The 14,810-nt window shown below is 63.7% G+C and carries 14 protein-coding genes; 7 read left to right on the top strand and 7 right to left on the bottom strand.

Annotation, left to right across the window (positions count from 1 at the left end; genetic code table 11):
- Positions 1-37: 37 nt before the first annotated feature.
- From ISP18_RS16300 to ISP18_RS16315, 4 genes are all read right to left on the bottom strand, one after another.
- Complete coding sequence (locus ISP18_RS16300) at positions 38-721, bottom strand: flagellar hook assembly protein FlgD (RefSeq protein WP_380014324.1); 684 nt, start codon at positions 719-721, stop codon at positions 38-40.
- A gap of 2 nt (positions 722-723) precedes the next feature.
- Positions 724-1,152, bottom strand: a complete 429-nt coding sequence (gene flgC / locus ISP18_RS16305) for a flagellar basal body rod protein FlgC (RefSeq protein WP_380014327.1) — start codon at positions 1,150-1,152, stop codon at positions 724-726.
- Positions 1,152-1,559: a flagellar basal body rod protein FlgB gene (flgB, locus tag ISP18_RS16310; protein WP_380014330.1), complete on the bottom strand. Its 408-nt coding sequence runs from the start codon at positions 1,557-1,559 to the stop codon at positions 1,152-1,154. Before flgB ends, flgC begins: the two co-directional genes overlap by 1 nt.
- A gap of 190 nt (positions 1,560-1,749) precedes the next feature.
- Positions 1,750-2,676 (bottom strand): chemotaxis protein, encoded by a 927-nt coding sequence (locus ISP18_RS16315; RefSeq protein ID WP_380014333.1) that lies wholly within the window; start codon positions 2,674-2,676, stop codon positions 1,750-1,752.
- Between the two features lie 304 nt (positions 2,677-2,980).
- Here ISP18_RS16315 and ISP18_RS16320 point away from each other — a divergent pair, with 304 nt between their 5' ends.
- From ISP18_RS16320 to ISP18_RS16340, 5 genes are all read left to right on the top strand, one after another.
- Positions 2,981-4,291 (top strand): methyl-accepting chemotaxis protein, encoded by a 1,311-nt coding sequence (locus ISP18_RS16320; protein WP_380014336.1) that lies wholly within the window; start codon positions 2,981-2,983, stop codon positions 4,289-4,291.
- Positions 4,292-4,449: 158 nt separating this feature from the next.
- Entirely contained in the window at positions 4,450-5,121 is a 672-nt protein-coding gene (gene flgA / locus ISP18_RS16325; protein ID WP_380014339.1) for a flagellar basal body P-ring formation chaperone FlgA, read from the top strand.
- A 100-nt stretch (positions 5,122-5,221) separates the two neighbouring features.
- Complete coding sequence (flgM, locus tag ISP18_RS16330; protein ID WP_380014342.1) at positions 5,222-5,536, top strand: flagellar biosynthesis anti-sigma factor FlgM; 315 nt, start codon at positions 5,222-5,224, stop codon at positions 5,534-5,536.
- 16 nt (positions 5,537-5,552) lie between these two features.
- The gene (locus ISP18_RS16335; RefSeq protein ID WP_380014345.1) at positions 5,553-5,999 is read left to right on the top strand and encodes a flagella synthesis protein FlgN; all 447 of its coding nucleotides are present in this window, start codon (positions 5,553-5,555) and stop codon (positions 5,997-5,999) included.
- Positions 6,000-6,075: 76 nt separating this feature from the next.
- The gene (locus ISP18_RS16340) at positions 6,076-7,362 is read left to right on the top strand and encodes an EAL and HDOD domain-containing protein (protein ID WP_380014348.1); all 1,287 of its coding nucleotides are present in this window, start codon (positions 6,076-6,078) and stop codon (positions 7,360-7,362) included.
- Positions 7,363-7,658: 296 nt separating this feature from the next.
- On the opposite strand, the gene ISP18_RS16345 is transcribed toward ISP18_RS16340, so the two are convergent.
- Together ISP18_RS16345 and ISP18_RS16350 are read right to left on the bottom strand one after the other, a co-directional pair.
- Positions 7,659-8,195: an energy transducer TonB family protein gene (locus ISP18_RS16345; RefSeq protein ID WP_380014350.1), complete on the bottom strand. Its 537-nt coding sequence runs from the start codon at positions 8,193-8,195 to the stop codon at positions 7,659-7,661.
- 8 nt (positions 8,196-8,203) lie between these two features.
- A complete protein-coding gene (locus ISP18_RS16350; RefSeq protein ID WP_380014353.1) occupies positions 8,204-9,490 on the bottom strand; it encodes an acetyl-CoA C-acetyltransferase in 1,287 nt (428 codons plus the stop codon).
- A 250-nt stretch (positions 9,491-9,740) separates the two neighbouring features.
- On the opposite strand from ISP18_RS16350, the gene ISP18_RS16355 reads away from it, so the two are divergent.
- Together ISP18_RS16355 and ISP18_RS16360 are read left to right on the top strand one after the other, a co-directional pair.
- Positions 9,741-10,874: a hypothetical protein gene (locus tag ISP18_RS16355; RefSeq protein WP_380014356.1), complete on the top strand. Its 1,134-nt coding sequence runs from the start codon at positions 9,741-9,743 to the stop codon at positions 10,872-10,874.
- 107 nt (positions 10,875-10,981) lie between these two features.
- Positions 10,982-13,468 carry a sensor domain-containing protein gene (locus ISP18_RS16360; RefSeq protein ID WP_380014359.1) on the top strand — a complete coding sequence of 829 codons (2,487 nt, stop codon included), beginning with the start codon at positions 10,982-10,984 and terminating at the stop codon, positions 13,466-13,468.
- A gap of 209 nt (positions 13,469-13,677) precedes the next feature.
- Here the strand turns inward: ISP18_RS16360 and ISP18_RS16365 are convergent, their stop codons facing one another.
- On the bottom strand, positions 13,678-14,703 hold the full coding sequence (locus ISP18_RS16365; protein ID WP_380014362.1) for an HDOD domain-containing protein: 1,026 nt from the start codon (positions 14,701-14,703) through the stop codon (positions 13,678-13,680).
- Positions 14,704-14,810 lie beyond the last annotated feature (107 nt).

Here is a 14,810-nt window from a genome sequence, read left to right on the forward strand (position 1 = left end):
TCTCCGGATGATGACGATGCGCGTTATCGATGCGCCGTCAGTTGATCTGTGCAACCTGGCTCAGCGGCACGCCGCCGATACCCGCCACTTGCAAATACGTGCCGGTGCTGCTGCCGCCGTAGCCGACACCGGTCACCGAACCGGCTACGTAAGTGGAAAGCGCGCTGCTGTTGCCGCCGTTGTTGGCCGAAACGCTGTACGTGCCGTTGGCCACAGCGTTGCCGCTGCTGTCCTTGCCATTCCAGGTAAAGTTGGCCAGGCCAGTTTGCTGCGCGCCGAGATCGATCGTGTTGACGACGTTACCGTTGCCATCTTTGATGGTGACCACCACGTCGCCCGCGGTGCTGACGTTCACACCACCGTTCACCGCGCTGCCGCTGTAAGTAAGCGACGTCGACGGCACCAGTACTTGGCGTCCCACCAGGCTGGCGGAGCTGAGCACCTGCGAGGTCTGCATATCGGTGCCGAGGTTGCTGCTCAAACCGGTCAAACTGCTCTCGATGTTCTGCAGCGAGCCGAGCTGCGCGAACTGCGCCATCTCCGAGGCCATCTGCGAGTTGTCCATCGGTTGCGTGGGATCCTGGCTCGTAAGCTGCGTCGTCAAAAGCTGCAGGAAATCGGATTGCGTCATGGTCGAGCCGGTCGGCGTGCTGGTGACCGTGCTGCCGGTGAGGCTCAAGCCCGACGTGGAATAACTGCTGGTACTACCGATGGCGGACATGATCAGCTACCCAAGTTGATGGTTTTGATCATGAGCTGCTTGGCAGTGTTCATCACTTCCACGTTGTTCTGATACGAACGGGACGCGGAAATCATGTTCACCAGCTCATCGATCGGATTGACGTTGCTGCCATAGACGAAGCCGCTCGCATCGGCCATCGGGTTACCCGGCTCGTAATGCGTTTCCACCGGCTGCTGGCTTTCGGTGACGCCTTCCATGCGTACGCCGACGTTGGTGTCAGCGTTCTGCGAGGCCACGCCGCCTTGCGCTTGCAGCACCGGCGCGAAGAGCAATTCCTTCGCCTTGTAGGCGGTATCGGGACTGCTGCTGACGCTGTCGGCGTTGGCGAGGTTGCTGGCCACGGTGTTCAACCGCAGCGATTCGGCGGACATGCCGGAACCGGCAGTGTCGAAGATCTTCATCAGCGACATCAGTTTTGCCCTCCACCATTGATGGCCAGGCGCAGCGTCTGAATCGTGCTGTTGATGAAGCTGAGGCTGGCCTGGTAATGCACCATGTTGCTGGCGAACGCCGACTGCTCCACCTGCCCATCGACGGTGTTGCCGTCCATGCTCGGCTGCAGCGGTACGCGATACTTCAAGGCATCCGCCGATTGCGTGGTGGTATCGATCTGCCCGGGCGAAGGCGTGCTCAATTGCAGCGACTGCGAGTCCCCGCCGCTGGCCTGTTGCAGCACTTGGCGGAAGTCGACGTCGCGCGCCTGATAGTTGGGCGTGTCGGCATTAGCGATGTTCGAAGCGATCACTTCGGAACGGCGCTGCCATACATCCAGCGCCTGGCTGCTTAAGCCGAATACGTTGTCGAGAATGTTGCTCATGACGAATTCCCCGCGGCAATCGATGCCTGCGGACGATGTCGAGCAAGTTGCATGCCACGCCTTGACAATGCGGAAAAACCGCATGAGACGGCCGTTCGCGACCGTGCGCCGTAGCGCGCGCGATGTGGCGTGACGTTATGTCGGCGCGCCGGGACGGATTCCCGACATCACCATATTGGCTTTAATGCCGTCAATTTGTTGACAGCTCCATCAGATCCAGCACCGTCTTCGCCAATAAATCCGGCTGGAACTTCGCGATGAACCGGTCCGCGCCGACTTCGCGCACCAGCGCTTCATTGAATACGCCGCTCAAGGAACTATGCAGCACCACCTTGAGCTGGCGCAGCGCCGGCGTATCGCGGATGGCGCGCGTCAATGCATAGCCGTCCAGGCGCGGCATTTCGATATCGGAGATCACCAGCGCCACACCTTCGTCACCGCCTTCCATCATGTTCGTAAGCTGCTCCAGCGCTTCGCGGCCATCCTGCGCGATGATGCACTCGACATTCATACGCTTGAACAGGCTGACCAGACGCTGGCGCGCCACGGTGGAATCGTCCACCACCATGATGCGGCGCCGGGCCAGCGGGCGCTGCTCGGCCTGCTGCTGGATATGTGGCGAAAGCTCTGTCGCCACCTCTTCGATGCTGGCCAGCACGTGCTCCACGTCGACCACCGCCATCAGCTGGCCGTCGATGCGGCTGACCGCGTTGACGCGACTGCCGAACCCGAGCGTGACGGCCGGCGCTTCAAGCGATTCGCCCGTGCAATGCACGATGCGCTGGAAATCCGACACCAGAAAACCCTGCATGGATCGGCTGAATTCGGTAACGATCACGTGCGTCGCATCGACGCCCGCCAACGGCGGATAGCCCATCGCGGCGGCCAGGTCGATCACCGGAATGGTCTTGCCGCGATAGTCGAAACTACCCGCCAGCCATGCGTGCATGCCGGGCAATTTTTCCATCTGCGGCTTGCGCAGTACTTCGCGCACCTTGAAGACGTTGATGCCGAACAGCTGGCGATCGCCCAGGCGAAACAGCAGCATCGCCACGCGATTGTGGCCGGCCAGGCGGGTGTGACTTTCAACGCTATCGAGCAGCGCCGTGGAGGTCATGGGTTTTCTGGAGTGTTTTCGATGTAGGGGTATCGGCGCATTTAGGCGTGGCTTGAGGGCGCTGCTCGGGGAGCAGGGAGCAGGGAACGGGGAACGGGGAACGTGAAGTGCTCGCAGGTGTGAGGCGCACCGCAAACGTAGCCTTTCCTATGAAGACGCAAAAAAACGCAATGCGTTTGCTAGTGCGACCTGCATGTTCCCTGTTCCCTGTTCCCTGTTCCCCACCGTGGCACACACATTGCTTCCTCAACTTTCAACCATTCCCGCCGATGTCTGAGAACCCATACACGGAACTCTTTTGTCTATGAGTCTGATCCGCAGCCAGCATCTGGCCGCCCTGATGCAAGCCGCACTTGCCGGAAACGAAGCTGAACTGGCGAGCTTGAGCCGCAAGCATCCCGCGACAGCGAAGCTGCTCGCGCCCGTGTTCGCGCGACTGGCGCCACGTGCGCCGGCGGCGGTAGCGCTGCAATCGCTGGAGCAGCAAAGCCTGGTGCTGACGCATGCGCAGGCGCTGCATCGCGAGCAGGTGTCGCTCGAGCAATCGATCGGCGAGAGTCGCGATAGCGTCGGACAGTTGACGGAGGGCAGCGCCGGCATGTCGACAACCCTGCAGCAAGCGCAGGGCGGCATCGAACAGGCGTCCAAAGCCGGCGAGCAGAGCGCGGCGAACGTCAGCGAGCTCAACGGCCATCTGCGCCTGCTGCGCAGCGCGCTGTCGGCCATGAACCAGAGCCAGAGCCTGCTTACCGAACAGGTAGCGCAGATTCGCGCGCTCACCACCAGCGTGCAGGACATCGCGCACCAGACCAACCTGGTTGCGCTGAACGCCGCGATTGAAGCGGCACGCGCGGGCGACGCCGGTCGCGGCTTTGCCGTGGTGGCAGACGAAGTGAAGCAATTGGCGGAAAAAACCGCGCAAGCCACGGCGGAAATCGAAACCGTCACCAGTTCGATCGGCGAATTTTCGCTACAGATGAACGGCAACGTGCAACAAAGCCTGCAGCGGCTGGAACGCGCACAAACTGGCGTACACGCCACCGAACGCACGCTACAGGACGGCAGCGGCTCCTTGCAGGGCGCGGGCGAACGCCTGCGCTCGCTGCGCGACGGACAGGATGCCCTGCACGTGCGCGCCACCACGTTGAAAGCCACGCTGGGCGCCTTGCAGCGCCGCGCCTACGAAAGTCGCCGACACGGCGAAGCGCTTGGCCGCGCGGCGGGCTTGGCGCATCGCTTGTGCCTGAGCTGGCTGGAAGGCGAAAGCGGCAACGACATCGCCAGCCTCAGCCTGACCGTGCGCGAATCGGTGATCGGTTTGCGCCAGAGCATGGACCTGGCGCTGCAAGAACCTACCTCGCTCGACCGGCGCTGGTTCGACACCGATGTGCTCAGGCGCAGCCTCGACCGGCTGATCGCCCGTCACGGCGCGCATCCTTCCGGCGCGACCCTGCATGAATCGGCCGCGCGTTTGCGCGAACACGGCGAAATGTTTCTCGAATTGCTCGGCAACGGGCAGTTTGAACAGGCCGCGCAGATGTCCGACAAGCTGGAGAGCGAGCGCGAGGCGATCAACAGCCAATTGGCGGCGATGTTGGCTGATGATCATCCATGAGTTTTTTCGGCGCCCATCCTCTCGCGAAATCTGCCCCCTCCCCTGCTTGCAGGGGAGGGCTGGGGTGGGGTGAGTACTTGCCCGAGACTTTCCCGCAAGGGTTCACCCCCTCCCAACCTCCCCCTGCAAGCAGGGGGAGGAGCAGTGTAGGCGCGATCATGGGTTTGCTCGCGTTGGTAGCGGCGAACATCTCGCACGCCGACACCACCCCCGCCGACCTGCGCGCCGCCGCCGAACAAGCCGTGCGCACGCAATACGGCGCCACCGGCAGTCGCGTCGTCATCATGCCGACGCAACTCAATGCGCGCCTGCACCTGGCCGCCTGCCCGCTCCCTCTACAAACGCGCATTCCAATGCGCCAAGGCACACCCTCGCGCGTGGCGGTGGCGGTGAGCTGCGCCGGCCATCCGGGCTGGACGATTCAGGTGCCGGTGCAGATGCAGGTGTTCCGCAACGTGCTGGTCACCAGCCGGCCGCTGGCTCGCGGTGATATGCCCGGCCCGGCCGACGTACATACCGAAGAGCGCGACGTGGCGCGGCTGGGTTATGGCTATATCGAAAGCCTCGACCAGATCCTGGGCCACTCGCTGGGCCGACCGCTGATCGCGGGCGTGGCGCTGGAACCGGGCGACTTAAACGGCCGAGAGACCGTGCGCGCCGGCGAGGAAGTGCAGTTGGTGGCCCAATTGGACGGCATCGAAGTGCGCACCCGGGGCATGGCCCTGGACGGCGGGGACACCGGCGCGCGCCTGAGGGTCCGTAATGACAACTCCGGCCGGGTGATCAACGGTGTAGTGATCGGGGAAGGCCAGGTGCAGGCCCTTCCTTAATCTTGGACGACCAGACATATTGCAGGCGATCGGCGCATTTAAGTTTTCCCGGGGGACGCCGATACCCCTACCAGGGCATATCGAGAGAACGCCAAGAACCATGAACACTACGATTTCGTCCAACGGCTTACCGCAGCTTCCACTGGCCACCACCACGTCGGAAAACAGCGCTGCCCAGACTTCGACCACCGCACCCGCCACCAGCTCGTCGGCCACGCAGACGAACGACAGCGTGCAGCTGACCGATTCGGCCCGCGCCCTGCAGCAGGCCAGCAGCGCGAACGCGCCGGTCGATACGCAGCGCGTCGATCAGATCCGGCATCAGCTGGCCGCCGGCACCTACAAGGTCGATCCGCATGCCATCGCCAACAGCCTGGTTTCGCTGGAAGGCCAGATCGGCGGCGGCACGAAGTAAGAAAGAACCCCATGCCATGAGCCCGAATCTGCAGGCCGAACTCGGCGCCGCCTTGCGCACCGTACTGGACGAGATGAGCGCGACCACCGCGCAGCTCATCCACGTGCTGGACGAAGAACGCGAAGCGCTCAATGTCGCCGACGCCAAAGCACTCAACCGCGCGGGCGAAGCCAAGCAGATGCTGATGCGCAGGCTCGAGCAGCTCGACGTGGAACGCCTGCACCTGTGCAGCACCTCCGCCGAAGCCGTGCAGCAGGTGGATACGCAATGGCGCGAACTGCTGAAATCGCTGACCGTCTGCCGCGACAACAATCTGCGCAACGGTGCGCTGGTCGGCCAACGTTTGACGCAGGTGCGGCGCGCGCTCGCGGTGCTCACCGGCAGCGACGCGCAGACCGGCACCTACGGCCAGAACGGAGCGCTGCAGGACACGCATCGCTCCGTACAGCTCGCGCAGGCATGAACGAATTCCCCCGGCCGCTGTGATCCAAGGCGTCCGGTTCGTAGCACTGGCTTCACCCAAGTTCGGTATCGACACCATGACGACCAGTACAGCGGCTTCCGCGACCAAGCCCGTGGGTAACGAAACCACCTCGCTCAGCGACATGCTGCTGCCGGTGGTGCGCAGTCCGATGCTGGATCGCGAGGAAGAGCTGTTCGCCTACGAACTGGTGTTCTATCGCCAGGGCGCCGGCACCGATGCCGATACCACACTGATCGGCGGCGTACTTTCCGGCATCACCGACGGCGCGATCACGCGACTGGTGCGCGGCAATCGCGCCTTCATGCGACTGCCTCGCACGCTGCTGCTGGAGCAGACCGACATCCTCGCGCATACGCCGCGCCTGGGCGTGATCATGGATCCGATCCATGTGCGTGACGCGGCCGTGTTGCTGCGTTTGCAACAACTGGCACAGCGCAATTGTCCGTTACTGCTTGACCTTGGCGACGTCGACCCTGCGTCCAGCGAACCCCATGGCGCGCTGGAACCGCTGCTGCGCCTGGCGCGCTACGTGCGTATCGATGCAAAAGCGCTCGACGCCGATACACTGGCCCGTCGCTGCAAGCATCTTTTTGAACGCGGCGTAGACGTGATCGCCGGCAACGTCGACGATCACGTCACCTACGGCCACTGCAAGAGTCTGCCGTTCCAAGCCGTGCAAGGTCGCTACCTGCTCGTTCCGCAGCAGATCGAAGTGCCGGTACTCACACCCAGCCGTCTCAGCCTGCTGCGCCTGATGAGCGCGCTGCAAGACGGCAACGCAGGCCCGGTGGAACTGGGCGACATCATTCGCGACGACGCCGTACTCAGCTACAAGCTGCTCGGCTGCGTGAACTCCGCGTACTTCGCGTTGCCGCGGCAACTGAAGTCGATCCAGCAGGCGGCGATCTTCTTCGGCGTGGCGCGCCTGCGCAACTGGATCTACACCATGGCGCTCAGCGGCACGGACGATCGTCCGCCGGAGTTGCTGCGCACCGCGCTGATCCGCGCGCATATGTGCGAGAAACTGGCGCAAGGCATGCCGGCTGGACAGCAGGAAATGGCGTTCATGGCCGGCCTGTTGTCCCTGCTCGATACACTGTTGTGTGCACCGATGGAATTCGTGCTCAGCCATCTGCCGCTGGCACCGGAAATTCGCGACGCACTGGTCGAAGACCGCGGCCCGTTCGCGCCGCTGCTCGAACAGGTCTATGCGTGGGAAGCGGGCGACCTCAAGGGCGCGCACATGCAACCACAAAACATCCGCAAAATGGCCGGCGCGTATTACGCAGCGACGCAGTGGGCGGATCAGGTGTATTCGTTTGCGGAGCAGAAGCCGCATTGAGGCTTGCTTTGTCCGCGATGTTTTGTGCATAGACTGGGATGACAATCCCAGCAATAAGTAGCGCTGGAATAGCTGGGATTGTCATCCCAGCCTACGCGACTAAGGGCATTCTTTCCCGCGCCAAACGCATACCTTGAAGCCGTTTCGTTGCGCACCGTCATTCCGGCGAAGGCCGGAATCCAGTCAAAACATGGCGTGCGAAGCACACAACATAAAAGTATGTTCGGTGTGCTTCGCACAGCGTATTCAACTGGATTCCGGCCTTCGCCGGAATGACGATTCGGTATAAACAATCTTTACGGTGTCTGCGCAACCTGCGCCGACTCACCCGCAAACCGCAACGGCAAATCCCCACTAATCCCCTGCGGATGATCCGCCGGTACCGCAAACCGCCAGCGCTGCGCGATCGCCATCGCATTCGCATCCAGCACGCTGTCGCCGCTGGATTGCGCGACCGACGCGCGGGTGACCTGGCCTTGTCCATCGACCGTCAGATGCAGTACCAGGTTGCCCACCGCGTGATCTTCCATCTGCGAAGTCGGCAATGACGCAACTGGCGTCGATACCGGCGTCAGCGTCGTTTCTTCGTTGGCGGGAACTGTCGGAGCTGCAGCCACTTCCGCCTGCGCCGGCGCGTAATGCGGGCGCGCCATCATGGTTACGCGCTGAGGCCGCTCGTACGCACGATGCATCACGTGCGCGACCGCCGTGCGATGCGCGGCAACCGGCCAATCCACATGCGCATAGGTCTGCTCGCTCAGCCACTGTGTACCGCCCACGCCAATCACCAGCGCGAGCAAACTCAAAGTGGCAGTGGTGCGCAGCCTGGGCATAAAAACTTTCAGGGACGTTCCAGAATCGCCGTCACACCCATGCCGCCGGCGGTGCAGATGGAAATCAGCCCGCGGCCGGAGCCTTTCTGCTCCAGCATTTTCGCCAGCGTGGCGACGATGCGTGCGCCCGTGGCCGCGAACGGATGCCCCGCCGCGAGGCTGGAGCCGTTGACGTTGAGCTTGGCCGGATCGATGTGGCCCAGCGGCGCATCCAGACCGAGGCGATTCTTGCAGTAATCAGCGGATTCCCACGCGCGCAACGTGCACAGCACCTGCGCGGCGAAGGCTTCGTGGATTTCGTAGAAATCGAAATCCTGCAGCGTGAGTCCGTTACGCTTGAGCATGCGCGGCACGGCGATGGTCGGCGCCATCAGCAGGCCCTCGCCGTGCACAAAATCCACAGCGGCCACTTCGGCATCACGCAGATACGCCTGAATGGTGAGGCCGCGCTTGGCTGCCCACGCGTCGTTCGCCAGCAGCACCGCGGCGGCGCCGTCGGAAAGGCCGGTGGAGTTACCGGCGGTGAGCGTGCCCAGGCCGGAGCTCTTGTCGAATGCGGGCTTCAAGCCAGCCAGCTTGTCCATGCTGGTGTCGGGGCGTAGGAAACCGTCGCGCTTCAGGCCGCGGAACGGCACCACCAGATCGGAAAAGAAACCCGCCTCATACGCGATGGACAGCTTGCGATGGCTATCCAGCGCGAGGCGATCCTGCTCCTCGCGGCCGATGCGCCATTCGCGCGCCATCTTTTCGCAGTGTTCGCCCATCGACATGCCCGTGCGCGGCTCGGCCACGCCCGGGAACGAGGGTTTCAATTCGCTGAAGGAAAAGCCGCGCACTGCGGTTTTCAGCTTGTCCAAAGGCGTCTTGGCGCGATTGACCGCCAGCAGGCGCTTGCGCAGGCGCTGGCTGTAGACGATCGGCACGTCGCTGGTGGTGTCCGAGCCACCGGCGATGCCGGCTTCGATCTGCCCGGCGGCGATCTTGTTGGCGATCAGGATGGCGTTGTCCAGCGAGGTGCCGCAAGCGCGTGCGGTGGTGATGCCGGGGGTGGTGGACGCCAGTCCGGAGCTGAGCAGGGCTTCGCGGGCGAGGTTCCATTCGGAGGGGTGCTTGATCACCGCGCCCATCGCCACTTCGCCCAGTTCCACACCGTGCAACCCGAAACGCTCGACCAGCGCGCCCAGCACCTTCACCGACATGCCGAAGTTGCCGACGTCCGCATAGGCAGTGTTGTTGCGACAGAACGGGATGCGCACACCGCCGATGACGCCAACGCGCTGCTGCGTGTTTTCCATAGCCTGATCTGGGTCCCGATACACCGATCACGCAAGGCTAACCCGCGCGGGGCCCTGGCGAAAGCCCGAACGGGCGCTTCGTTGGGCTTACAGCCGGGGAACAGGGAGCCGGGAACGGGGAACGTGAAGCGCGACGCGGTTTGTGCCTTATGCTTCGCAGCTTGCCTACAGCGAGTTATTTCTTCGGCAAGCCCACCACTTGCGTTGAACCTTGCGTTCCCCGTTCCCTGTTCCCCCAATTCCCATCTCAATGTCACAACAAGCCCTGCACGTCGTCCTGGCCCTGGAACTGTCGCCCGGCGAACACGCTCAACACCTCACTCTCAGCCGTGACGAGGCCGCCGAGCTGGTCGCTCTGGTGGCAGACGATCTGCACGCATTGGTGCCCGAAGTCGCGCAAGCCCGGTTGACCTTGGGCGGCGCTGTGTTCGATGCGGTAGAGCTACTGCGCCCTGGTTTTCCGGTGTGGGCCACGCTGGACGAGCTGGCGCGCCGCGTGCCGCGCAGCGCACTAGAAAACGTGGTGGCCTTCGGCCATCACGAAGGCCGCATGCCGGCGCAGCTGCTGGAGCCGGACCCTGCCTACGCCGACGGCCCGATGCGCCTGCTGCCGCTGAGCTTGCTCGCTCCCGAAGAGATGGCCGAAGCGCTGTCCGAGCGCCTGGAAGTGGAACTGGTCGGCCGCGGCGAGGCCGGTGCCCGTACCGCCGATTGGCTGATGCGCGCGCTTGGCGTGCGGCTGGAACACGCGCGCTACCTCAGCCGCAACGATCTGCTCGCGCTCACCTGCGTGCAGTACGAGCACGTCAATCTGGCACCGCTGTGGCAACTGCTGGAAGCGGCGATGCTCACTCCGTATCGCCCCGAAACCACGCTAAGCGCGCGCGGCCTGGCGCTGCGCTACGCCGACGGCAAAGCCTGGATGCAATCGCCGGCGCAATGGTTGGCCGCGCAGGACGGCGCGACGGCCGAGCGCGGCCATGCTTTTGCCGGCGCCGTGTTCGAGTTGCGCCAATATGCGGCGTTGTTGCAGGCACATGGCTTGCCCCTGCATTTTGATGGCGGGTCGGCCATCGCTACCGAATATGGATCCGGCTGGCTGGCCGAGATCGTGGCGCAGGCCGATCCCGCCTACGACGCGCCGACGCTGTTCGCACACGAGGCGGCCGGCCTCGGCGTGGTGGCGGTCACGGTAGCGCAGCGCGGCGCGGCGGGTCGCGCCCGCGTGCTGGCGCATGGCTACCCCCTGCAATCGGCCGCGCTCGGGCCGCTGGTGACCACGCTGGCCGATCGCTTCAATGCGACCAGCGATGTGCATGCGTTGGGGAAAATCCAGTTGGACGAGGATGGGTCGCTTGGCGCGCCGGCAGTTGCATTGCACTGACCGAACGGTGCCATGCGTGCCTCCCGGGGAGTGGGAGCCGCGCCCACAGGTGCAACCAAACCCCGTCCGGCGCATGATGTGCAGACACGCGCTCGAACCGGAATCGCATGCCTAAGCTGACGCACCCCGTCGAAGGCGATCCGTCGTCCCAGGAATCCGGGAAGGACCTGCTTGTGCACGTGGTGCAAAGCGTGCCGGCGCTCATTACCTATATCGATATGCACGAGCGCTTCATGTTCGCCAACGAGGCGCACCGTCGCTGGTTCGATATGGACCCGGCCCACATCATGGGCCGGCTGGTGAGCGAAGTGCTCGATCCGGAAAGCTATCTGCGCGTGCGCGCCGCCCTGCTGCAGGCGCTGGGCGGGCATGCTTCCAGCTACGAAGGCCAGCTGTTCAACCGTCCGCAGCTGCACTACGTGCACGGCAGCTTCACGCCGGATCGCGACGAGCAGGGTCGGCTGCGCGGTGTGCTTACCGTGTTCACCGATATCACCGAGCGCCATGCGCTGGAGGAACAACTGCGCGAAAGCGAGCAGCGTTTCTCGCAGGCGTTCCAGCACGCGTCGGTAGGCATGGCGATGGTCCTGCCGGACGGTCGCTACCAGCGTGTGAACGCCGCGTTCTGCAACATGCTGGGCTATCCCGAAGCGCAGTTGCGCACGATGTCCTGGCGCGACGTAACTCATCCGGACGATCTTCCGCTGAGCGAAGCGCTGTCCGCGCAGGTCCTGAATGGCCGCCGCGAAGCGTTCCAGACTGAGAAGCGCTACATCCACCGCGACGGCCATACCGTGCACGTGCAGCTAAGCGTTTCACAGGTGCGCAGCGATGCCGGGCAGCTCAATTACCTGGTGAGCCAGGTGCAGGACATCACCAAGCGCAAGCAATTCGAAGAAGCCCTGTTCCGCGAACGCCAGCTGGCCGAGGTCACGCTCAACTCGATCGGCGACGCAGTGATCACTGCCGATGTCGGGCTCAACATCATCTCGCTCAATCCGATCGCTGAGGCGATGACTGGATGGTCCAACACCGACGCGAAAGGCAGCCCGCTGGACGACATCTTCCGTCTGCGCGACATCAACAACCGGCAGCCGCTAGACAATCCCCTGCGCCAGGCGATAAAGCGCAATGCCATCGTGGATTTCAGCGGACGCGCGATCCTGCTTCATCGCAACGGCTTTGAAACGCCGATCGAAACCTCTGCCGCGCTTATCCACGACCACACCGGCGGCGTGACCGGCGGCGTGCTGGTGTGTCACGACATCAGCGAAAACCGCACGCTGGCGCTGAAGATGATCCAACTGGCCCAGCACGACACACTCACCGGCCTGCCCAATCGCAGCCTGCTGTACGCGCGCATCGAACAGGCCACGGCGATGGCCACACAGCGACATCGCCAATGCGCATTGCTGTATCTGGACCTGGATCATTTCCGTCGCGTCAACGACACGCTCGGCCACGGCGTAGGCGATCAAGTACTGCAGGCGGTGGCGCAGCAGATTCGCAGCGTATTGCGCGACAGCGAGGACATGGCGTTCCGCTACAACGGTGACGAATTCGTGGTGCTGCTGCCGCGCGTGGACGATGCGGACGAAGCCGCCGGCTTCGCACGCAAGCTGCTCGACGCCTGCGCGCAGACGCAGGTGTCGCACCTACCGCCGCTGGACATCCGCGCCAGCATCGGCATCAGCCTGTTCCCGCGCGACGCCACCGAACCTGACGCACTGGTGCGAACGGCCGACGCCGCCATGTACGAAGTGAAAACGCAAGGTCGCCAGGGCTACTGCTTCTACGCGCCGGAAATGAGCCAGCGCTCCGCCGCCAGCCAGCGCATCGAAAATGTGCTGCGCCACGCGCTCGCGCATAACGAACTGGCGCTGCAATACCAACCCATGGTGGATGCGCAGCACCGTCATATCGTCGGTGCGGAGGCGCTGCTGCGCCTGTACGTGGACGGCAAGGAAGTGTTCACGCCGGACCAGTTCATTCCGGTGGCGGAAGATACCGGCCTGATCGTTTCCATCGGCACTTGGGCCTTGCGCGAAGCTTGCCGACAAGCGCGCACCTGGCAGCGCGAAGGGCATCCGATATCGATCTCGGTGAACGTGTCGCCGCTGCAGTTCCAATATGCCGGTTTCTGCGAGCGCCTCGACACCATTCTCAACGAAACCGGCCTCGATCCCGGGCTGCTGGAATTGGAACTGACCGAGCGCACCATGATGAGCGGTGGCGACGGCACCATCCGCCTGCTGCGACGCATTCGCCAGCGCGGCGTACGCCTGTCACTCGACGATTTCGGCACCGGCTACAACAGCCTTTCCTACCTCAAGCATTTCCCGGTCGATGCGCTGAAGATCGACCGCGCCTTCGTGCGCGACATCACGCACGACGCAGAAACCGCGGCCATCACCAGCGCCATCATCGCGATGGCCCGCAGCCTCAACAAGGATGTGATCGCCGAAGGCGTGGAGACGGAAATGCAAAGCGCGTTCCTGCGCGAAGCGGGTTGCTCGCATATGCAGGGCTTTTTGTTCGGCGCGCCAATGGCGGCAGAGAAGTTTGAGGAGCGGTTGGGGGCGAATCGCGGTTGACGCGCTGCGCTGCAGGTTGGGGTGAAACGCCAGCATCGCCAGGAAAACGCACTCTTTTCTCCTCCCCCTGCTTGCAGGGGGAGGTCGGGAGGGGGTGAACCCTTGCGGGAAAGTTCACGGCAAGTACTCACCCCACCCTAACCCTCCCCTGCAAGCAGGGGAGGGAACAGATCACGGCAAGTTGCAGTTCAACCGCATTGGCATGAACATCATTGCGGCCGAAACGCCCGCCGCAACTCCTGCTGCGCACGATCCACCAGCACACCCGGCAAGCGATCTGCCCTTTCCGACGCAGGCGGCGTTGCGCGATCGATCACGTGGTTGTCGGCCAGCATCTGGATCATCGCCAGATGATCGGCCGCCAGCAGCGCATTCCCCAATTCGGTAACCGGCGCTTTTGCGCGCACTTCCAACCGTTCGCGCAGCGCCTGGATCACGTTCGGCGGCAATTCCCAATGCTTGGCCGCACGCAGGGTGAGATGGTTCGCCAGGTGGGTGTAGCCGATGAGGAAGGAGCGGCTGAAGACACCCAGTGTGGGTGGCGCTTCCTGGTCGAGCACGCGGATCATCGCGCCCACGCCAGCGTTGCACACCACGCCAGCCAGATACGCCTCGAACGGATCGCCCTGCCCACGGGCCAGATACATGCTGGCATGCGCACAGCGTTCCGCGTGATCCCACAGGCGTTGGCCGGCGGCGTGGCCGAGCATGCCGGCGCTGGCCTGCAAGATCGGTTTCATCACGTGTTGCGTGACCATCTGGCGTAAACCGTCATGACCCAGCAGTACCACCGCGTGCTGCAGGCTGCTTATCGGCCGCGCGGTGCGATAGTGCGCACTGCGGCTGACCCGCATCACCTCGCCGACCAGCACCGGATCACGCCCGATCAGCTTGGAGACCTTGGTGCCGTCGGAGTTGTCGCTCTTGAGCAAGCGCAGCAGTTGCGGCAGCACTTCCGGCAGGCGCGGCAAGGTGGAGATGTCAAAACGATCGCCGCCGCACAATTCGTCCAGACGCCGCAGCATCACTTGCTCCTGCGGCCGCCATTCCACCGCTTCGGAACCGGGCATGCCGAGCACCAGGCGATAGAACCAGTCCTGGATGTCCGCGCTGCTCAGCACAGGTACCGGCGCCTGCGGCGCGGAGTCCTCGGGCCACGGCAAGACCACGCTGAAACGCGGGCGCTCTTGCAGCGTCTCTTCGCGCGCGAACAGTCGTTTCCAGAATCCGCTCATAGCTCCCCGGCCGAAGGTTGTCCCTCTTGGGACAAATATCGGCAGGGAGGTAAAAGGCTTGATGGGCCAGGAACGGGGAACGGGGAACGGGGAACGGGGAACGGGGA

This window comes from Dyella humi (genome assembly GCF_044904605.1).
In the GTDB taxonomy this organism is placed as follows: domain Bacteria; phylum Pseudomonadota; class Gammaproteobacteria; order Xanthomonadales; family Rhodanobacteraceae; genus Dyella_B; species Dyella_B humi.